The organism is Poriferisphaera corsica, assembly GCF_007747445.1.
Taxonomy (GTDB): Bacteria; Planctomycetota; Phycisphaerae; order Phycisphaerales; family Phycisphaeraceae; genus Poriferisphaera; species Poriferisphaera corsica.
In genome coordinates this window covers 3,840,679-3,863,136 of sequence record NZ_CP036425.1, presented here as the reverse complement: position 1 = coordinate 3,863,136, position 22,458 = coordinate 3,840,679, and the positions used below count along the sequence as shown (strand labels likewise).

Below are 22,458 nucleotides of genomic sequence, written 5' to 3'. Positions count from 1 at the left end.
AAGTTTGTTTGTGTGCTTCTGCCAGACTTTCTGGCTTCTCGTTGTTGCGGTTAGTGCAAAGCGCGTGCCAAAAGTCAAGTAGTGTTTAAGTACTTTGAATTTAAGTGCTTATAATCTGGCCGGATGAAATAAAGGGTGTTGATAAAATCGTATAATTACGAAAATTAGTAAATGTATTTGCGATATTTCGTAAGATAGATAGGTGATGCTTGGGATTTGAGATGAGCGGTTGATGATCAGGAGTGGGGTGTGACGCGGTATTTGTTGCAAGATACGTCGTAAATGTGCGGCTGTTTTGAGCGGGATTGGATGCTCGCGGAGATGACGTCTAGAAGTGTTTGTGTTGATAGTAGGTGGTTGGTCAGTCGAGGTTTAATGTTGCTATAATGCGGCTGATATGATTCGGATGATGATGCAAAGTCATGTAGCGGTCGGCGTCGCCGTTCGCTGAGGGGACGACCCCCGATCCTTCCCCTTCTGTGAAAGGGATGTGTGATCTGTTTGATTGCACGGAATGATACGCCTGACACGGTTCTCGTGTTGGGAGAACAAACTAATACATAACGTCAATAATGATGGTTGAGCTGCTTTGATGGCTGGCTTGTAATCATTGGATTTGCAGAAGGTTATAAAAGATGTCTGAGAATCAAGAAATGGAACAGGGACAAGCGCAGCAGGTGGGTGGATTTGAATTAGCGAGCCAATATCGACCGGAGGCGGTTGAAGATGCGATGGCTGCGAAGTGGGATGCGGTGAAGGCGTGGCATGGGGATCCGAGTGATGAGGGTGAGGCGTATGGTGTGGTGATTCCGCCGCCGAATGTTACGGCTGCGCTGCACTTGGGGCATGCACTGAACAATACGTTGCAGGATGTGTTGGTGCGTTATAACCGGATGTTGGGTAAGAATGCGATGTGGATGCCGGGGACGGATCATGCGGGGATCGCGACGCAGACGGTGGTTGAGAAGCGTGTCATGGCGGAAGAGGGAAAGAAGCGAACAGATTTTGAGCGTGATGAATTTGTGGGCAAGATTCAGGCTTGGAAGGATGAGTATGAGGGGGTGATTTCGAGTCAGTTAAAGCTGATGGGGTGCTCGTGTGACTGGGATCGTCAGCGATTTACGATGGACGAGCAGTGCGCGAAGGCGGTGAGAGAGGCTTTTTATAAGCTGTTTAAGGATGACCTGATTTATCGCGGTAAGCGGTTAGTGAACTGGGATCCTGCGACGCAGACTGCGCTGGCGGATGATGAAGTCGAAATGCAGGATGTGGATGGGAGCTTCTGGTATATGAAGTATCCTGTGGTTGAGAAGAATGATGATGGGGAATGGGTTGATACGGGTGACTTTGCAACTGTGGCGACGACACGCCCGGAGACGATGTTGGGTGATACGGCGGTGGCGGTGAATCCTGATGATGAGCCGCGTGCGAAGTTTATTGGGATGCATGTGAGGTTGCCGATTGTAGGGCGGATTATTCCGATTGTTGGGGATGATTATGTGGTGATCCCGGATGAAAAAAGTGATGATGCGAAAGCGAAAATGGCGAGCGGGTTTTTGAAGGTGACGCCGGCGCATGATCCTAACGACTGGGAGATTGGATTAAGGCATAATCTGCCTGTGATTAATGTGATGGGGCCGGATGGGGCGATTAGCAAAGATTTTGGTTGGGAAGATTGGGATGAATGTACTATTCAGGAGATAGAGCCGATATTGGGTTTGTCTCGTGAGGAGGCGCGGAAGTGGATCGTGCGTTGGTTTAAAGAAAAGGAATTGATGGCGGAGATTAAGCCGTACCGTCATGCGGTGGGGCATAGCTATCGTTCACATGTTGCGGTTGAGCCTTGGCTCTCGGATCAGTGGTATGTGAAGGTTGCGGATGATCGTTTGGCGGGTGCGGCGCTGCGTGCGATGAAGCAGGAGCAGCGTCAGGAATTAGATGGTTGTGTGTGGAAGCGTGGTGATTCGTTTGCATGTAAGGATGGGCGGGCAGCGCAGGGTGAATGGGAAGGTGGTTTGGAGTTCCAGCCGCCGCGTTATGCGAAAACTTTCCAGATGTGGCATGAGAATATTCGGGACTGGTGTATTTCTCGCCAGTTGTGGTGGGGGCATCGGATTCCGGTGTGGTCGTTTAAGCATGATGAGAAGATTGATTCGCGGAGCGAAGAGCAGCTTCGATTGATGCTTGAAACGTTGGTTGCGATGCGGAATGAGGATCGGATTGCATTGCAGCATAACGATACGGATATGCAGGGCCAACAGCGTCAGGTTGATCTAAGCGCGAGTTATATTTGCGTGAGAAGTGAAGATGATGCTGATGCGGTGAAGCTGTTAGAGGATCTTGGTTTTGAACAGGATCCTGATGTTTTGGATACGTGGTTTAGCTCGGCGCTTTGGCCGATGAGCACGATGGGGTGGGTGAATGATCGTGCGTTGGATGCTGCGAACGAGGTATTGCAAAAATGGAATCCTACAAGTGTGCTGAGTACGGCGAGAGAAATCATTACGTTGTGGGTTAGCCGCATGGTGATGTTTAATGTCTATTTTATGAATAGATTGCCGTTTAAGGACGTGTTTATTCATGCGATGATTCAAGATGGTCATGGCCAAAAGATGAGTAAGTCGTTGGGGAATGGGGTCGATCCGCTGGATATTATTCATAGTCACGGTGCAGATGCGATGCGGTTTACGCTTACGAGCATGACGACTCAGACGCAAGACGTGAGGATGTCTGTGGATATGGTTGATCCGCATAGTGGTGAGACGTTTACGCCTAAGTACATTACTGCGAGTGGTGGTCATAAGGTCGCTGCACCAGAGCAGGAATATAAGGGTGGTCAGATGATCAGCTCTTATGGTGTTGCTTCAGGCGTTGCGAAGCCACGTGAGGACGTGCCGGCGGCACGTAATACGAGTGAGAAATTTGACTACGGCCAGCGTTTTGCGAATAAGCTTTGGAATGCGGTACGGTTTAGTTTGGGGAATTTGAGTGAAGGCGAGCAGGCTGATGGGCCGGTCAGCCCGAGTGACGAGGGATTGGGTGTTGCGGACCGTTGGATCATTGGCAGGTTGGCGAATGTGATGAATGGTGCGAGTAAGGCTTTGGAGGGGTATGAGTTCAGTGTATATACGCAGGATTTATATGATTTCTTCTGGCGAGATTTATGTGACTGGTATATTGAGGCGGTTAAGCCGACGATTCGTGAGAATGGGAAGCAGAAGCAGGTATTAGCGACGTGTATTGATGTGTCGTTGAGGCTGTTGCATCCGTCTATGCCGTTTGTGACTGAGAAATTGTGGGAAGCATTGAACGCAGTCATGCCTAATCGAGGGATAGAGGGGATTGATGCTGAGGGCAGTGGGTTGCTGATGAAAGCGGCTTGGCCGAAGGTTAATGTGTTGCATGTGGATGAACATGCAGGCGAGATTTTCGAGAAAATGCAGGCTGTGATTGGTGCGATTCGTGAGGTGCGTACGACGTATAAAGTCGTGCCTCGTGAGACGGTGGAAGTGTCAGTGAGGGGCCCTAAGCATGCAATAGAACGTGTGTTGGTCGAAGGGGGTTTTGCTGAGGCGCTTGCAAACGTGAAGTTGGTTGCGTTTGGTGATGAGGTTGAGAAGCCTGGGGATGCTGCCGTGACAACTGTGGGCGAGTTTGAGGTTTACCTGCATGGTTTGATTGATGCGGATACAGAACGAACGAGGCTGGATAAGCGTAAATCTGAGCTTGTGAAGAGCGTGGGGGCATTGAAGGGTAGACTGTCGAATAGTAGTTATGTTGATAAAGCACCGGAGCACCTTGTGCAGCAGACACGCGACCAATTGATGGAAGCGGAAAAGGAGCTTGCGAGTGTCGAATCGCAGCTGGCAGCTTTGAGTTAAACAGACAAGTAGAATCGATGAGAATAACCTGTCAGAGTAATCTGGCAGGTTTTTTTGTGAGGTTTGTGAAGGGTATGCGAATTAAGGGTTACTTAAGGTGTTTATAGTTCTAATGTTGGATGAAAGTATTTCAGAAATTGATTTTGAGAGTTATGATGTTGCTGTGGTGAATATGCGATAGGCGGGGTGGCTGACTGGTTATGGAGAATATTGATGGTGCGAATAACGATGCTACTGGTTTTGTTGCTGTCTCTGCTTGTTGGGGTTGTTGGTCATGGCATCGCTTATGCTGCGGATGCGGAGAAGGGGAAGTGGTATGAGCTGTCGATGGGGCGGGTGTATGTGCCGAAGCACTTGAAGGCAATTGATGGGCGGATTGATCTGTTGGTGCATTTTCATGGGAACCCATCCTATGTTATTGAAGAGATAGATGATTCGAAATTGAACGTGGCTGTTTTAGCAGTGAGTTTGAATGGTTTGAGTAGTGTGTATACGAAGCCGTTTAAAGAAGATCGAGATTTATTTGATCGTATGTTACTTGAAGCGCTTATGTGTACACATGAGTTGGATCGGTTTTCAGATGATTTGAAATTGGGCCGAATTGGAGTGTCTTCATTTAGTGCGGGCTTTGGGGCGGTACGTGAGATTTTGAAGGATGAAAGATATTTTGATCAGATATCTGTGTTGTTGATGGCGGATTCGCTGTATGCGGGGTATGAGAAGGTGGAAGGGAAAAATGTGCCTTATGGCGAGCATATGAAAAATTTTCGAAGATTCGCGCGTGCTGCAGGTGAGGGTGAAAAACAGATGATTATTACACATAGCGAGGTTGTGCCGGGTAGCTATGCAGGAACTCAGGAAACGGCAGATGATCTTATTGAGGCGGCGGGTACAAAGCGGGTAAAAGAGTATGCTGTTTTAGCTGAAGGGTTTGAGCAAGTGAGCAAGGCAGAGAAGGATGGGTTTGTTGTGATTGGTTGTGCTGGGAATGATGGAGATGCTCATATGCTGCATCTGCGTGAAATTAATGTGTTTGTAGAGCGTATGGGTTTTGAGTCTGCAAAATAAGTGTTCCACGGTTGTTTGGGGTTGGGTATGATGCACATTCTTGATGTTGGTTGATACCTTGCGATAGCGCGGCTTGCTTTGTGATAGCAAGTGGTTTTATCTGATCATGTAACATGTTATTGATACGGCGCACGCAATGAAGCATGTATATAAAGGGTGTGAAGATGTTGAGTCGAATTGCGTTGATGATGGTTGTATGTGGTTGTGTATTAATGACTGGGTGTGCGAATCAAAGAATAGGTGGTGTTGGAAGTGTTGCACCAGATTGTGGATGTGATGTCGCGGTGGATGCGGATACGCTGATTGCGAAGTATCAGGAGGGTATTGTGGTAGATGGTGAACTGGATGAATGGAGAGATGTAGAATGGCAGTGGGTAGACCAAGAGAATGGTGTATTAGATGAAGAAACGAAAGCGCTAGATGGTGGGAAAGATTTATGGTTCGGATTTGCAGTTCGATGTGATGATGATGCGCTGTATGTTGCTGTGCAGGTCTATGATGATGTGTATTCAACAGATAGTTGCGAGGTGGGTGAGATTGGGAAGATCCCATCATGGGCGGATGATACGCTTGAAGTGTTTATTGATGGAGATCACAATAAAATTGAGGATTCGCGGACGAAAGATCGTGATGAACTGAAGTATGGCGGCGAGTTTGCGCTCGTAGCTAATGGGTCTGCAAATAGTGATTATTCAGGATATCCGAGAACATTTGGGCAAGATGCGTATTGGTCAGGTGCAACAAAAGTTAGGGGAGATGATGGGGCTGGGTATGTCGTGAAATATGAAATGCGTTTGGCCTGGGGTGTGATGGGGGGGATTGCTGGTCCGGGTAAGACAATTGGATTCACGCTTTCGATGCAGGATGATGATGGGAAGGGACGAGAGAGCGCGTTGTATTGGAAGGGGGCATCTAAGTGGCCGTTTAGGAATGAATCGAAATTTGGAAATGTTTATCTAGAGCGTCGAAACAAGTAATCAGTTCGTTGGCATTAAATGACAGCTCACTTGTGGATCGCAGAGTGAGCTATTTATTTAGCTATTGGGTGAAGGGTTTGTTTGCTTGGTCCTGATATGAGATCACAATAGAATTGATTCTGCGCTTGCGCATAATTTTTGTAGTCTTCTTTGATCCCGCGATAGATAAAGTGCCCGCCTTTGATCGTGCTGTAGTGTTTTGGTGCGGCATGCCCGTTGTAGACAGAGAATTGCCCAGGGGGCGGGACAGCGGGATCGAAAAGTGCGAGCGTGTAATGAGTGGGGATGGTTATAAATTGTGTGGCCGATGCGGCATCAAAGAACTTGATTGTTTGGGCGATTGCAGGATTGTTGAGATGCGCTTTTCGAACAGCTTCGCCGGAGCCGATGCATGGAACAGAGAGTCTGAATGGGTGGTTGCCGAAGGATGGCACTTCAAGGCAGGCGGCTTTGAATCGGGTGTCCCAGGGCAGGGCTAGCGCGCCCATGCCACCACCAAAACTGCTGCCAGTATAGAAAAGGTTGTGGGCGAGATCGGGTTCGAGTTGAATGAGAGCGGAGGCGGCTGCCCAGATGTCTGCTACGCAGTAGCGATGAATGTATGTCTCGGGGGAGTTTATATTGCAAAGGACATGGAGATCGCTGTTGTTGATGGGGATGTCAGGTTGCTGTGAGCGATGGAAGCCACGCGTGCAGTAGAAGAAATAGTTTGCGGGGATGTTATGTTGTGCGGCTTCGACAATAGCTCGACCACCGTAGCCATGGCTCACAATAATATTGGCTAGTGGTGCTTTATGGGTGGGTTTAAGAAGCCAACCACCAAGCTTGATGTTCGGCCAGGCTGTGAATGAAATATCATAGGTTTGGTAGTTGTTTATTGTAGTATGCGAGTCGGTGACGATAGGTTGTGGATCGATTTGAATCGCTTGCGCAAATGTGTCTTGCCAAAACTCAGCATAGCCAGGTGCTGGGGGAGGTGGCATGACCTTTAGGAGATCGGAGAGAGGGTAGCCATAGGTCGGATCGAATGGATAATCGTGTTTGAACAAAAGCAGAGCCTTTAGATCTGTATGACAGATTCGCGTTCAACAAGTTGGTTGCTAATGACCATTTGGCGTGGTTTTGAACTGTTCTTTTCGATTTGATCACGTAAGAGGTTGAGTGTCTCTGAGGCGAGATTGTGGAGTGGCTGTGCGAGGGAAGTAAGTGGAGGTTGGACGAACTGTGAGACTTTTGGGGATTCGAGGCCGACGACGGAGATGTCCTTAGGGATCTTGGTGTTGAGAACAGAATTGAGGACGTAAATAGCTTCGATTGTGAGGTCTTCACCAGCGAGGAAAATAGCGGTAGGTTTTTGTGTGAGAAGACGTTTGAGTGCGCCATACACAGGTTGATGTTCTGTGAAGCCTATGATTAGGTTTGATTTGGTAATTTTGTTTTTTTGAAGTGTTTCTTCAATGCCTTCGATGCGTTGTTTAGCACCCCAGTCTTGTTCTTCGCCAAGAAATGCGATGCGTTCGTGGCCATGTTTGATGAGGTAGTCGGCAACCATCTCACCACCTTGCTTGTGATCGGTGGCAACAGTGGATAGGCCGGGGAAGTTGGGGCGGTTGATGAGAATGATTGGGACGTTTTTGAGAGATTGTAATTTTGAGATAGACGTTGGATCCCAAGTCAGGGCAATAACGCCATCGATAAAACGTGTTCCCAATTGATCAAGATTGTCTTCGGTGTAGACCTCAACGGACATATCATATGAGGCTAATTCACAGATGAGGTGGGTGACGATCGAGGTGACGAAGCCGCCGAAGCTTGCATATTTCATTCGGTCAATAACAAGAGCTACTGTCTGTTGACGAACAGCCGCACGAGGCCGGAAACCTGCAGCTCGGGCAGCAGCCAAGACACGCTGGCGTGTTTCGGTACTGATGCGACCACGCTGATTGAGCACACGGCTAATGGTACTGGTGGATAGGCCGGTTTGTTTTGCCAAGTCGTAGATTGAACCACATTCTTGTGTTTTCTTTGAAGCCATGTTGAAGCCGCTCTGAATTATGCTTGATCTTTAATTGGTCTAAAGACAATAAACGAAGGTTGGAGTCTTTAGATTTTAAAAGAAATTCCTGAGAATGGGCAACTAAGCAATAAAACGCAAAAGTTGCCCTTGAAGTCAATTATATCTTATTGTGCGGGTGTGTGCCAAGAAATGTGGGAAAAAGCTTGCTGTGTGTAACCGTTAAATGCTTGCTTATAAGAAGATAGCTTGTGAATTGGCCGGTACCATGGATGATTGATATACGCTTAGTCGAGGTGTCTAAGCTGTAGTAGGGGCTGGGTGCTTGATTTGCCAGTTCCCAGATAGTTCAGTGGCGATGGGTTGTTTTTCATTGGGAAGAATTAGGGAAGCAGTGATGCCTGTGGGAAGTGAACCAATGATCTGATTATTGTTCCATTTGATTTGGATCGGGCCTTGCTTTGTGATGACTGAGCCTTCGGCAATGCTAAGTAGATTGGTTTGTGGCTTAAGGGTGATGTGATCAGGGCAATTGTGAGTGTCGGGAAGGCCAAGAATGTAATTGAGATAGACAGGTAGTGGTGAAGCGGACCATGGGTGGCAGTGAGAGTCAAAGTGATCACCATTGAATGTTTCATATAAAGTGGTGGCCCCACGTTTGATCATGTGGCCCCATTTTTCGTCAATGATTTTGAGTGCATCTGAGAGGCTATCGTATTTGTATAAGAGTGGAAAGCTGAAATGCCAAAAATACGCTGTGTTTCTAGCGGCATTTTCTGGTGGGTTAATGAGTAGTTCGAGAATCGCATCTTGGATAAGTGGGTTGTGATCGGCCCAGCCGGCCAACATGGCCCATGTGTTTGTTTGCTGGCTTATTTGTTTATGTAAACAATCATTATCAATGCCATCCGCGAATAGATGTTTGTCTTGATTTAAAAACAGATTGATAGACTGCTTCGTGTTTTGCTGTTTAATATTGCGTAACTGGTTTGCGTCATTAATTTCACCGACTTCATGGCAGATGTCAGCCAGAGCATCGCAGGTGATGCAAAATAGCGCATTCATTGCAGCGTTGATGCCTGATCGATTGATTCCCGGTTCACCTTTGCAATGCCATCCCATGCCCGGGTGATCAATAAAGATGGTTTGGTCATTGAGATGAGGCCAATCTGGGTTGTACTTATTTTCCCATGGGCTGGAATGATTCGCCTTTTCGAACTCCCATGTGAATACATGGTTGTCGTCTAAATGTGTGATAAAGAATTCAAGGCATTTTTTTGCGGCAGGTAAATGTCTTCGAATCGTCTCAATATCGCTGGTGTAATGTAGGTAGTCACGCATCAGAGCGATTGCTAATAGGTTGTAGTCCAAAAGTGTGTCATTACGACCTGAGTATATGGATGAACGGATTAGTCCATTGGGTGCTTGACGATGGAACTGTTGATTGATTAGATCGGTCCAGTAGCGAATGTCACCAGTTGCTTGGGCGATGTGATGGGCAACGTAATGGCCGTCGCCTATGTAAGTTGCTTGTTCACGTGATGGGCAATCCAGAAGCGCTTCTTGCGTGCCCATGCGTAGCGTACGTTTGCAGAGATCAAAAATCTGCGTATGTGTGTGGGTTGGTGTTTGAAATGTTGCATTGAAATTGAGGTCGGGTTCAGAAGAGATCATGCCAAATTGATGAATGTGTATATGACCTTGGAATTCGCGTAAGAAAAGTGACATGTATCGGCCGGAACTAAAATCGGGGCTGAGGTATTGATTGTTCCCTGTTGTCACTAAGATGCGATCAGCAAAAATGTTGCCATGCTTAAAGAACATTGGATGTTGATTGTCGTCAAGAATTTCAGACCATGCAATATCAATCGTACCAGTAGATTCAGTTGTAATATCGAAAAATGGTTGTCCGGTATGGTTGGCTCCGAGATCGATTTCAACAATTAATCCCGTTGATTTAGAGGTGCTATTTAGATTGATGCAGTTTTCTTTAGAAGTACATATGCGAATATGTGAAGGTGCTGCTTTGTAATCGGTTTGTTCGAGATGATGTCCGTATTGTTTGAAATCATTTGTGGTGGTAGGAGGTGTTGACGTTGAATACAACGTTGTTTTATTTGCCTCTATTGTTTGATATTTTAGGCTTGGTGTGTAGGCTGACTCTGGCGTTACATATACATCATGGGTAGTAACGGGAGTCCATTTTTTTTCATCATAGTCAATGCTATGCCAATTTGAGCTTGGTGCATGCTTGAGATCTATCACATTAATAGGTCCTATTGCCCATGTTCGTTTAGGTGAATCCTTTTTGTAGCCAGTATCAGAGCTGCAGATCCATGACGCGTCTGTGGTAAGGAATGATGTGTTGTCGAGTATAAGCTCCGCGACTAAGCCGGGTTCATGTCTTGGCACGTGGTAATGTGTTGAGAAATTGAAGGCGTTGACCGAAACCGCAATAGCGTTTTTTCCAGGACGTAATAATGTTGTAACATCGTATTGGTAACCAAACGCTTGATCGGGATGACTGTATGCAGGTGCTCTGCCGATATAGGTTCCGTTGATCCAGATGTTGCAGCGATGTTCAGCATAAGCAAAAAACGAGGCAGTCTCCGGTACTTCGTTAAGTATAAAAACTTTTCTGAAAAAACAGACAGAATATTGATTTGGCTTATCATTGCTCCAAATTCTTTTGGCGTTTGAACTGATTTTGTGCATACCTACCTCTTTTCGCCGTATGTTATCTAGCTTTCCTGCCCTGCTGTTTCGAGAGTGATCTATTTTTATTAGCTGTCTATTGGGTTATTTGCATTCAGATTCAAGTTAATAATTAAAGAGCAATAGTTGCTCAAAAGTATTGTATAGTGTATCTTCAATAGGCAATGAACGCCAGCATGTCGGGCGAGGTTTCAATCAATCGTTGATCTCAAGATGATTGTCGCCGAAACTTTAATTGCACGAAGGATAAATAGGTAACTCGCTCCGATATAAATGATGATTGGATAAGCTTTTGTTGTAGGTTAGGAAGCTGTTTAGGCAAGTGAAGATAAAAAGTATTACGTACGTATTTTCTGAAAATCGCTTTTGATCAGAGCTGTATCAATACGAAGTTGAAGCGATGTGAGATAGCGGTGGCTTTTGTGTGTCAGTTACTTTGTTTAGGAATGATTTCGATTGAAGAGGTAGATCGTGATAATGAGTGTGCGAAATGGATACTGTTAGCACGAATGCAGTACCGTTCGAGGTGCGATAAATGTAACGCAGATGTATGGGATATCTAGCGGAATATGCCTTATTGCCTTTGATAGATAATTGTTGATTCAGAGTTTATGTAGCGGTGTTCTGTTTAGCTGCTCATTTATTTTCATTATTCAACAAAATAGCATTTACTCATGAAATAGGTTTGATAGAGTAGCAAGCTTAAATCGGGTAGATTTTTTACTATTTATTTTAAGGGTGTGTTATGAAAATTAATCAAGTAGCAGCGCAGATGTACACCTGCAGAGCTTTTTTGCAGTCACCAGCGGATATCGCTAAATCACTTAAGAAGATCAAAGAAATAGGCTATGCCGCAGTTCAGATGTCAGGTCAATGCCAAATAGATGATCATGAACTATGTAAAATGATTGAAGGCGAAGGCTTGATCTGTTGTGCAACACATGAATCGCCAGACATGATTTTGAAAACACCTGAAGCTGTTGTTGAAAAGCTCAATAATCTAAAGTGTAAGTATACAGCTTACCCTTGGCCTCAGGATATTGATTTCGGTTCAGAAGACGATGTTGCAGGACTCATCAAAGGTTTGGACGCAGCAGGCAAGGTGCTGGCTGATGCGGGGCAGATTCTAACTTATCATAATCATCATATGGAATGCCGCAGGCTTAATGGCCAAGTGATTCTTGAACGTATATATGACGAAACAAATCCAGCGTATTTGCAAGGCGAAATCGATTCATATTGGCTTCATTACGGTGGATGTGAGAATGTTTCGTGGTGTAATAAGCTTTCAGGCCGACTACCGTTATTCCACATGAAAGATTACATGATCACCGATAAAAACGAGATCACGTTTGCTGAAATTGGTAACGGTAATCTGAGTTTTAAAGATATTATTCCTGCCGCTGAAGCTGCTGGTTGTGAGTGGTTTATTATTGAGCAAGATGAGTGTCCAGTAGATCCATTTGAATCATTGAAAATTAGCTTGGATTACGTGGCGGAAAACTTGTGCGACCTACCGGTTGCAATGGTATAAAGTCATCAATACATCATTATCTAACGGCGACGATTGACTAAAATCGTCGTTGTTTTTTATTCTTTTGCGTGCTTAGTTGAGAGTTGGTATAGCAGATACAGCACGATTGCGAGTAGTATAATCCCAGGCCATGCAGAGAGAGAAGATAATCCAAAATCTAGCGGGTTTATGCCTTTATATAGCACAATTGGGATGGCCAATAGGATACCAAGCAATGCTTCGCCGGTGATAAGCCCCGCAGCAAACAGTAGCCCTCGACGCATACCGCTGTCACGATGATGGTCTGCTGCTGTGAGTTCAATGTTACTCTGTAGATTACGGCGTCTTCTTCTAAAGCAGAGCCCCGCAGCAGCCGCGACTAACCCGCCTAGGAAGATAGATGTGCTCAACTCGAATGGTAAGTATAGACCGACCGCAACGGCCAAGACAGGCATTCTGAATGATGCTTTTTTGGCTGCAAGAATGAGGTCTGCAATGATCACTGCGATTGCTACAGCTATGCCAGCAATAATAAAATTCCAAGGCAAATTTTTAGCAAACACACCCTGAGCCACGGAAGCCATGAGTTCGGATTGTGGTGCGGCTAAAGGTTTTTGTCCCTCAACTGTGATAGGCCCAATCCCATAGGCTTTGAGAAGCAATGTTAAAACTGGCGCCATGACTAATGCTCCAGCGATCACACCGATTAGCTGCATGATCTGCTGTTTCCATGGTGTGGCTCCAACGATGTAACCGGATTTGAGATCCTGCATGTTATCACCGCCAATCGCGGCGGCGCAACAGACAACCGCTCCGATCAGAAGCGCTGCAGCAGGTCCCTTGGACGTACCCATGCCCAGTCCGAGTAGCAATAATGACGCAAATAAAATGGTCGCAATCGTTACACCTGAAACAGGATTGTTTGAGGAGCCAACAAGGCCAGCCATATACGCTGAGATAGCTGAGAATAAGAAACCAGCAATGAGCATCATGACCGCCATGCCCAGTGCCAATGGTACTTGCTCGACGATGTAAATATAAATGAGTACAAGCGGTACCAACGAAAAAAGTAATGCAAGGCCTATCCATTGGATAGGAATGTCACGGCTTGTACGCATTACTTGGTCGGAACTTTTAAGTTTACTTTGCCGGTAAGCTTCCATGCTCGCGATGACGCCAGTAAACAAGCTACCCCTCATCTGAATTAAAGCCCACAACCCTCCAGCCACCATAGCTCCAACACCGATATATCGTGTTTTGGTTGACCATACGTGATACGTCAAGTCGATCATGGATTCTTTTTCAGGTAATTCATTGCTTGCGACATAAATAGGTATTGCAACCAGCCAATTGATTGCGCCGCCAATAAAAACGAGTGTGGCAATATTGAGCCCGACAATGTAGCCAACAGCAATTAATGCAGGCGATAGATTAATTCCAAAATAGAACACACTGCCTTGAACTGGTTTTGCAAACTCCCATATCCCCGTCCATAGCCTAAAGCCGGAATCTCCAAGCTTAAATAATGCGCCAATAATTCCTCCGCCCAATAAACTTTTTGCACCTGCGCCTTGATCGCCAACCTTTAAAACTTCAGCAGTTGCCACGCCTTCCGGGTACTGAAGCTTGTTTTGTTCAATGAGTGAGCGACGAAGAGGGACTGTAAAAAATACACCAATCACGCCACCCAAAGCTGCAATCAATGTTGTCTCCCAATAATGAAATGAATCCCATATGCCAAGTATCACGAGTGCCGGTATTGTAAAAATCACCCCCGCCGCGAGAGATTCGCCAGCCGACGCAGCAGTCTGAACAATATTGTTTTCAAGAATATTCGAGTTCTTGAACATTTTCAGGACAGCCATAGAAACGACCGCTGCAGGGATCGATGCTGCTACGGTAATACCTGCCTTGAGTCCAAGATATACATTCGCCGCACCAAGCAGAATGCTCAAGCTGATGCCCAACAAAATCGCTCGAACAGTAATCTCAGTCAACGATGCTGATGCAGGGATATAAGGTTCATTCTTATGGTGACCCCGATCGTGCTGATGCATCGCCATGCTAATCCCCTTGGGTAGATATATCGTAAGCACGGTGTAGGCGTGCAGTGCTATAATCCTCTGTATTGCGACCAGACAATCATAATTTCGTCCGAATTCTTAGCGTAACTCCCAATTTTCTACTTATACTTATCTTGGATCGCGAATCTATCCTTTTAATTGATCGTAATCCCCTATGTTTTCTCAGTGTCTTGGATTTAATCCATATTCGGAATGATGTTATTGTCTCAATTCAAAAGAATCTAATATGATGTAGCGTATGAGTATCGGCCCCGAGACAACACCGGAAAAACTACCAGGCAAAGATCTCCCGAGATATGCTGCTGTACGTGCAATGCTTCAAGAGAAAATCATCTCAGGAGAGTACGCGCTCGGTCAGCAGATCCCAACCGAGCTTGCGCTCTGCAAGCATTACAACCTCTCACGTAAGACCGTTCATCGTGCAATTAATGAGCTTGTTGCAGATGGTTTTCTTTTCCGTCGCCGAGGCTCAGGCACATTCGTTAAATTCAAACGCTCTACGGAGCAAAAGAATCTCATCGGCGTTCTAACTTCACTCAACACCATTGGCTACGGTGCTTATGATCAAATCATCGAATCCATCCAAACCGAGGCAAAAAAGCAAGGCTACGAAATTCTTCTTTACAATAATCGCCAAGACTCGAAAACCGCATATGAGCAAGCAGCTCAGCTCAATAAACAGAAAGCGATCGGCTCACTTTTCTTTCCGATTCAGCACACCCCTAATCCCAATAACCTGCAAATCATTCAGATGCTGCGTAATACCGGGCAGCACGTTGTCGTTCTCGATATGCTGCTAGATGACTGTGATGATCCCGATGTCTCATTTGTCACAGCACAAAATGATGAAGGTGTTTATCAACTCACCAAGCACCTCATCGAAAAAGGTTACAAGCGCATTGCCTTTCTCACAGGTGATTCCACCGTGTATACCATCAATCAGCGCGAGCAAGGGTTTCGTCGCGGGATGTCAGAGGCAGGTTTGCCCATCCCAAACGAGTATTTCCTCATGACCGCACCACGTGAAGTCTCTTCACAAGGCATACAAGAGATCCAAGTCCTTCTTGCAATGCGCCAGCCACCCGAAGTGATCATCTGTCTTCATGATATGATTGCATTGAACATTTTGAACTACTGCCAAGAAAACAATATTGACGTGCCTAATACTATTGCCATAGCAGGATTCGATGACCTTGAACCCGCCGCAAAATCGACCCCTTCGCTCACCACAGTACATCAGCCTTTAAATGAGATTGGTCGTACAGCATTCAATTTATTGATCGATAAACTCAATATTACAGGCGATGATCAGCGTCATATTGAATTGCCATGCGATCTGATTGTGCGCGATTCCTGCTAAAGACTTCCTACTTACGTGCCTCGTAGCATACCCAGCAGTTCTTTTCTTGCTTCACGATCGTATTCATACAATCCTCGCGCCGCAATAGTTTGCATGACCGGATTGCATTTCTTAATCCCACGCATCTTCATACACATGTGTTCTGATTCGATCCAGACTAAGACACCCTTAGGCTCTAAATGCTCCATCAGTGCATCCGCGATCTGATTCGTTAATTGCTCTTGGATCTGAGGTCGCTTAGCATAAGCATCCACTAGCCGTGCCAACTTTGATAAACCAACCACATGTCCGTCACCAGGTAAATATGCAATATGTACCTTCCCAATGAACGGCAATAAATGATGTTCACACAAACTAAAAAGCTCTATATCCCGCAACATCACCGGCGAATCAGTCTCTTGTTTGAATCGACGACTTAATATTTCACCCACATCCTCAAGCCGCCCTGACATCAACTCAATCATCGCTTTTGTCACGCGACGTGGCGTATCAATAATCCCCTCGCGATCAACATCCTCACCCATCGCATGTAAAAACTGCCGCATTGCATGTTCGGCGGCTTCGAAATCTATTTTTAAGTGACCATTAGCATCCGTCCGTTCTTGGACTGCTTCGGGCTTTACCTTTTCAATCATGTTCATTCCCTTCATTCGTCAGCAACATAACTGCGAACCTCTAAAAATCATTCCACCAAACATCGAATGATTCTAAAAAGTAAATCAATCAAAAGATAAATAAATCATGTAACACCATTCACCTAGCCCTATTCTGTCATCAATATACATAGATCATGATTTCTAAACTAAACCGCGTTTTATTTTTCGAATCACAAATCTTGCGGGATTCACCGCATCAGCCACACATTTCTCCACAGGCAAAATTTCATCATGAGCGATTGCCGCTATCAATTCCCCGCCAAGCAATCCAGAAACTAACCCGCGAGAACCATGTGCCAGATTCACATACAGACCAGGTAGATATCGCCCTTTCTCGTATTGCTTACCTACCTTGCCATCCTTTAAATCTTGATACGCACGTTCATAAAACGTAATATCAGGTACGCAGCCCACCATTGGCAATCGATCCTCCCCGACGCATCTAAATCCAACCTTACCTTTCCAAGGCTTGTCTTTCAATCTCTCCCACGCCTTCGGTAAAACCATTTTTAAATCCGTCATAATCTTCTCATGATCTTGTTCTCGTACGTCCATATCAAAATCATCTGGCCCAAAAGTTGCGCCCACGACTGATTTTCCATCTATTTTTGGCAATATATAGCAATCTCCACTCACCGCGTATGTTAATCCGCTATTACCTTCAATCATACTCAGCTGTCCGCGCACAACTCGAAGCGGCAAGCAATTCAAAACATCAAACCGTTTCGCATCTATCGCGTTTGCAATCACAACCACATCATATGTTGTATCCCAATCGTTATTTATCGCCCACTTCTCATCATCAGTTCTAATGAGCCGCTGTACTTCGTGTTTTTCAAAAACAGCGATACCTTTGTGATTTAAAAGCATTTCACATAATTCATTTGGTTTTACCCATCCTCCCGCATCTACCATCAATCCGCCGTACGTACATTTCTCCGGACGCTTCCACCCACCTTTTCCTTCTTCAACCCATCTCACCGCATCGCCATGCAGCCAATGATCCGCTTCAATGATTTTTCTAAATCGTTTTTCATCTCGCTCATTTATTGCCGGATGAAACACTCCGCACTGATCATACATCGGCACATCATTGGGTATCGCGTATTGATCCAACCATTGCATCACATATTGATTCGCCGTATTAACCCAAAGTGCTTGCTCACTCCATTCAACCGACAGGTGCGGCTGAAACAATCCCGCAAGATTACTCGATCCGCCGCTTGCAATTGTGTTCCTTTCAAGCAAATCAACTGTGACGCCTCGTTCAGCCAATGACCATGCCGCCGCGCACCCTGCAATACCGCCACCAATTACTAACCCGCGCTTAGGCTTAATCTTCGGAGCACGAATATCAAACCACGGCTTGCCATCTTCAATCACGCCAGCACCGCAGTATGCACCAACCAACATCTCCCGTTTTTTCCCAAACCCTTTCACCTTTTTCATCTCGAATCCCGCCCCTATTAACCCGCGCCGAACAAATCCAGCTGCCGTAAAAGTTGCCACCGTCCCTTTTGGGGCCGTTAATTTACCTATCCAATCAAACACATGCTCCGTCCACATCCCTTTGTTTTGGCTAGGCGAAAACCCATCTAAATACCATGCATCCGCCTTAAATCGCATCTCTGAAATCATTTCATTAATATCACCCAGCACGAGTGTCAGTACCACCCCATCAATCCATTGGATCTTATGCACGCCCCGCATCAATACTTCCGGGTAATAAATATCAAACCATTCCAGATCATTTTTGAATTCATCAAACAACCCCAACGCTTGCTTGATTTCATCTAGGCTGAGCGGATATTTTTCGAAAGATACATACTCCAGCACTGCATCTTCATCAACCTCTCCGTGTTGTTTGGCCTCTTGCCACATCTTCCAAGTGACTAGAAAATTCAGCCCTGTTCCAAACCCCGTTTCGGCAATCACAAACTTCTTTTTTTCTGTAAATCGTTCTGGCAGTCCGTTTCCTTCTAAAAACACATACCGTGTTTCCTCTGCGCCGCCTTCAACAGAAAAGTATACATCCTCAAACAGTTCACTTCTCAGTACACCGTCTTCGCCCCAAGTCAGTTTTGGTTTCTCAATTCCGCTCATCAATACATCATATCCGGATCTAGGCAAAAAAAAACGCCCAGCATAACTGAGCGTTTTTCTTTCATTAATTTCTTATAGTTATTTCGCAATCTCAAATGCAGGCTTAGGTAAAACATACGGCTCAGCATTTTCCAGCATCTTCAAAATCGTTTCAAACCGACCCGCACTATCCTTTAATCCGCCTTCACGATTTCGCTTCAACCAACTCTCCCGATATGGCCCAATATAGGCCTTAAGCTCAGCCGCCAGTTCTTTCCGTTTCGCCTCACTTAACAAGTCATACGACGCAACGTCTTCCGCTACTCTTGCTTTATTTAGATGCACCGAGATTTTGATTAACTCGCATCCAAGCTTCATTTCACGTACAACCTGATCTGCATCCGCACGATCCATTTTAACCTGATCCAACTCCGCAATCACTTCATCCATGATTGTTTCCGCTTCGCTCAGGTTTTCTTCATTAATCGGCCCGATATTGAACCAAGGCATCTTAAACATTTGATCACCCAAATATTTGTTCTCAAGACGCTGCATCAACCAGCCCAAGCAATTCTTCGACACTTTCGCGACCTGCACTGGCATGCTTCCTGCCTTCATCACCGTCTTGCCCATTACACCAGCACTGTCCATGAATACATGCTCATCCATTGCTTTTGCTATGTCTAACTCGCGATTAGTATCCAGCGACCAGCTCACCGCAGCTCCATACATATAACCCGGTAAGCTCACTGTTAGTGGTTGCCAATGTCCATTATCACCCCAATCCGTATTCAGGTAACCAATTGCGCCATTCAACTTCCCGTAGTAGGCCGCGTTTCGCTGGTTAGCCATCGTGTTTTCTGTTCGTCCTGTTACGCACAAGAACGTACATGTGCTTGGGCACACATAGAACGGTCGGCCACTCTCCCCAAGAATCTTGCATTCTTTTTCAAACGGATGATCGTCTTCATAACCCCAGTTCATCGCCACGATATCCTTTGGCAAATCATTTACTAACTCAGGATAGTGAAGCAAAATATCTGCCCAGAACTGCACTTTCTTCCCATACTTATTCGCCGCAAGATCGTAGACCTTCAGCAGGTAATCCAGGTATACCCGCCCTTTTCCCTTCTCGGCGCAAATCTCTTTTGTCCGCACTTTGCCCAGATCGAACGTTTCATCCATCCCAATGTTAAACGTCCCGCTGGTAAAGCTTGGGAGTAACTTACCAAACATGTCATCTAATAATGAGATAGCCCTGTCGTCCGTCGGGCACAAGCTCACAGGATTTGCCACCCACCATGGCTCTTTCAGTTCGTCACGCCAGAATCCATCAGGTGCTTCCGCATACTGACGGTACGGCTCATGCTTGCACCAACGTTCCATATGCCCAAAGGTATTCTGGTTCGGGACAAGATCAATAAAGTAATCTTGGCACCACCCATCCAACTCCTTGCATTCCTCTGGTGTCATCGGAGAAGCCTCTTCCCACACCACCTCATACCCTTCATATGCATACGTATGTTCCATATACAGCTGAACTTCATTGATCTTCAGTTCAGCGAACATCTCGACGAGCATCCGCAACGTTTCCATCGTCGGAACCTTATCTCGACTGATATCCATCATGACTCCGCGGTGCTCAAAATCCGGCCAGTCTTGAATCGAAACATAATCTAACCCACCCTTAGACTGTCTCGCGATCTGCTTTACTGTCATCAACCCATAAAACACACCTGCATCACCACCACCCACAACCTTGATTCCATCCTTGCTGATGACTAGCTCATATCCTTGGTTGTTTTCGATTTTTGCCGCATCGACTTTTAATGCAACCTTAACTTCATCCTGCACATCCTTATCGCACGCCGCTGCAACCGCATCGAATGCGACCGCCTTCGCACGTTCCGCAAACGCTGGCGACAATCCTTCGTATGTAACCGCTAATTTGCCGCCAACTTTCAACACACCCTCAACACATTTCATCTCGCGTGGCATCGGAACAAGTATCACAACCATACTCCTTGGTATTCGTAAGCAGCTTTATGCTGCTCGATATTCATTAGTAAAAGCCGCGACCATGCGCGGCAGTATTCGCTACGTTGTCCCACACTGAACTGTATCCCTCTCCGATTCAAACCCACTCTCGAATTATCGTGGCCTCCCCAAGATCGGATGCAGCACCCCTTCATATTTAGTCAATAACGACCGCGCTTCTTCCGCATTAATCCCCTTCTTCTGCATGACAAGAGCGACCTTGACATGCCCATCCGCTTTTTCAAGCAGCTTCGCAGCATCTTCCCGTTCTAATTCTGTCTGCCCCATTAGCATTCGCACAGCACGATCAACAAGTTTTGCGTTTGTTGCCTTCACATCCACCATCAAGTTCCCCCAAACCTTCCCAAGCTTCACCATGGTGATTGTCGAAATCATGTTCAGTGCGAGCTTTGTCACGGTTCCCGATTTCATTCTCGTTGACCCCGTTACAACCTCCGGCCCAACAATCAATTCAATCTTATGATCAACAGCAACACCAAATCGTTTTTCAATCTCGCCTAATTCAACACAACTGACAAACCCCGTCACGCCCCCTTTCTTCTTCACATATTCTAACGCTCCCCACACATACGGCGTCGTCCCACCTGCCGCAATCCCGATCATTACATCATCACCATTCACACCCAGCTCATCCAACGCCTCGTATGATCCATCGTAAACATCTTCTTTACTCTCACTGCTTTTTCGCAGCGCCCCGTCGCCTCCAGCAATAATACCCACCACCATACTCGGATCAGCCTGAAACGTAGGCGGTATCTCACTCGCATCCAACACGCCCAAACGCCCACTTGTCCCCGCACCGATATACATAATGCGTCCACCCCGTTTCATCCGCTCAACGATCGAATCCACTAATCCTGCGATCGCAGGCACCGCTTTCTCGACTGCCGCTGCTATCTTTGCGTCCTCCCCATTCATCACGTGCAACATTCCTTCCGTCGACAGCGTATCCAACTCGCTCGAAGCGTCTAATCGCTTCTCTGTTGTCAGGTGTCCACGGTCTTCCGTTGTTTTGGCCTGATTGACTAACTCACTCATTACGCGTCTACCGCCTTACGTTTTGAAGCCTGTTGAATCCTGATCTCTGTCTCGCTCATCCCGTCGTGCTTCATACAGTTACGCAAGACCTTCGCTTGTGCCACACTCGCCGCCCCAATACTTGCCGCAAACGGGCCACTTTCCGCTCGCTCAACAACCCATTGCTCTGGCGCCGCCGGTGTCAACCCATCCGCAATCATCGTACGCAATAGCGGCAATGTTGGCTCGAACACCATCGACATCCCGCCCATCAAATAAATATAGTTCGGCCGGTAAATCGCCAGCAATATCCTGATCCCCCGCGACAATCCACCCAACGCCATCTGCATCCGGTCATGCTCCAGACATGCTTCTGGATCTTCCAGCGGCACCCCTGCCTGACGCAGCATATTCGCTCCGACATACGCCTCCAATGATCCCCGCCCACTCCCCACAATCATCGGCGCATCGTCCTCACCCCCTGATACATCCAAATGACCAAAATGTCCCGGCGTCCCGCGTGTTATCACAAGCGGGATACCATCATCCAGCACTGCGCCCCCAACACCCGTCCCCATCGATAAGTAAATCGCTCGCCCTGCGACAGGATTTCGTTGATGCTCGCACAACGCCGCACTGAGTGCGTCGGTCAATGCCAATGCCTCTAAGTCCACACCCAAAACCCCCGGCAACCAATCTCCAATCATCAACCCCTTCATTGCAGGAATATTTGATGCATGCTCCAACACACCATCCGCATTCACTGGCCCAGCCAACGATACACCCACCGCATTAATATCTTCTCGATTCAAACCCCCACCACTCATCCCCAAAAGCACATCCAGCATCTCACTCAGTTCATCACCCAACTGTGCCAATCCCGGCCTGCTGCGAAACTCACCGCGCAATACAACTTCCTCTTCCCCATGCAGGAGCGACATCTTCGTAGCGCTTCCGCCGATATCCACACCTATCGAAATGACATCCTTCAACTCAATCATTGATTCTTACGTATCCGGCATAAATATCGGAC

The 22,458-nt window shown here is 46.5% G+C and carries 14 protein-coding genes; 5 read left to right on the top strand and 9 right to left on the bottom strand.

All coding sequences use genetic code 11. The annotated features are described in order from the left end of the window. The first annotated feature begins 635 nt into the window (after positions 1-635). From KS4_RS15740 to KS4_RS15730, 3 genes are all read left to right on the top strand, one after another. On the top strand, positions 636-3,881 hold the full coding sequence (locus KS4_RS15740; RefSeq protein WP_145080351.1) for a valine--tRNA ligase: 3,246 nt from the start codon (positions 636-638) through the stop codon (positions 3,879-3,881). Positions 3,882-4,094: 213 nt separating this feature from the next. After that, entirely contained in the window at positions 4,095-4,949 is an 855-nt protein-coding gene (locus KS4_RS15735) for a hypothetical protein (protein WP_145080348.1), read from the top strand. A gap of 164 nt (positions 4,950-5,113) precedes the next feature. Then, positions 5,114-5,926, top strand: a complete 813-nt coding sequence (locus tag KS4_RS15730) for a sugar-binding protein (protein ID WP_200761353.1) — start codon at positions 5,114-5,116, stop codon at positions 5,924-5,926. Between the two features lie 53 nt (positions 5,927-5,979). Here KS4_RS15730 and KS4_RS15725 read toward each other — a convergent pair whose 3' ends face one another. The 3 genes from KS4_RS15725 to KS4_RS15715 form a co-directional block, all read right to left on the bottom strand. Further along, positions 5,980-6,975, bottom strand: a complete 996-nt coding sequence (locus tag KS4_RS15725) for an acetylxylan esterase (protein ID WP_145080342.1) — start codon at positions 6,973-6,975, stop codon at positions 5,980-5,982. An 11-nt stretch (positions 6,976-6,986) separates the two neighbouring features. Then, the gene (locus KS4_RS15720; protein WP_145080338.1) at positions 6,987-7,961 is read right to left on the bottom strand and encodes a LacI family DNA-binding transcriptional regulator; all 975 of its coding nucleotides are present in this window, start codon (positions 7,959-7,961) and stop codon (positions 6,987-6,989) included. A gap of 279 nt (positions 7,962-8,240) precedes the next feature. Further along, positions 8,241-10,655, bottom strand: coding sequence for an alpha-L-rhamnosidase-related protein (locus KS4_RS15715; protein WP_145080335.1), 2,415 nt, complete (start codon positions 10,653-10,655; stop codon positions 8,241-8,243). 745 nt (positions 10,656-11,400) lie between these two features. Here KS4_RS15715 and KS4_RS15710 point away from each other — a divergent pair. Continuing rightward, positions 11,401-12,189 (top strand): sugar phosphate isomerase/epimerase family protein, encoded by a 789-nt coding sequence (locus KS4_RS15710; protein ID WP_145080331.1) that lies wholly within the window; start codon positions 11,401-11,403, stop codon positions 12,187-12,189. Positions 12,190-12,245: 56 nt separating this feature from the next. Here the strand turns inward: KS4_RS15710 and KS4_RS15705 are convergent, their stop codons facing one another. Further along, on the bottom strand, positions 12,246-14,231 hold the full coding sequence (locus KS4_RS15705) for an OPT family oligopeptide transporter (RefSeq protein WP_200761352.1): 1,986 nt from the start codon (positions 14,229-14,231) through the stop codon (positions 12,246-12,248). A gap of 259 nt (positions 14,232-14,490) precedes the next feature. On the opposite strand from KS4_RS15705, the gene KS4_RS15700 reads away from it, so the two are divergent. Beyond that, entirely contained in the window at positions 14,491-15,612 is a 1,122-nt protein-coding gene (locus tag KS4_RS15700; RefSeq protein WP_145080328.1) for a GntR family transcriptional regulator, read from the top strand. Between the two features lie 11 nt (positions 15,613-15,623). On the opposite strand, the gene folE is transcribed toward KS4_RS15700, so the two are convergent. From folE to KS4_RS15675, 5 genes are all read right to left on the bottom strand, one after another. Then, complete coding sequence (gene folE, locus KS4_RS15695; protein WP_145080326.1) at positions 15,624-16,247, bottom strand: GTP cyclohydrolase I FolE; 624 nt, start codon at positions 16,245-16,247, stop codon at positions 15,624-15,626. A gap of 162 nt (positions 16,248-16,409) precedes the next feature. Then, positions 16,410-18,371 (bottom strand): bifunctional tRNA (5-methylaminomethyl-2-thiouridine)(34)-methyltransferase MnmD/FAD-dependent 5-carboxymethylaminomethyl-2-thiouridine(34) oxidoreductase MnmC, encoded by a 1,962-nt coding sequence (gene mnmC, locus KS4_RS15690; RefSeq protein ID WP_145080322.1) that lies wholly within the window; start codon positions 18,369-18,371, stop codon positions 16,410-16,412. Between the two features lie 78 nt (positions 18,372-18,449). Further along, the gene (locus KS4_RS15685; RefSeq protein ID WP_200761351.1) at positions 18,450-20,363 is read right to left on the bottom strand and encodes a beta-N-acetylhexosaminidase; all 1,914 of its coding nucleotides are present in this window, start codon (positions 20,361-20,363) and stop codon (positions 18,450-18,452) included. Positions 20,364-20,501: 138 nt separating this feature from the next. Next, entirely contained in the window at positions 20,502-21,446 is a 945-nt protein-coding gene (gene murQ / locus KS4_RS15680) for an N-acetylmuramic acid 6-phosphate etherase (RefSeq protein WP_145080316.1), read from the bottom strand. Continuing rightward, positions 21,446-22,426, bottom strand: a complete 981-nt coding sequence (locus KS4_RS15675) for an ROK family protein (protein WP_145080312.1) — start codon at positions 22,424-22,426, stop codon at positions 21,446-21,448. The genes murQ and KS4_RS15675 overlap by 1 nt, the downstream gene beginning before the upstream one ends. Positions 22,427-22,458: the final 32 nt, after the last annotated feature.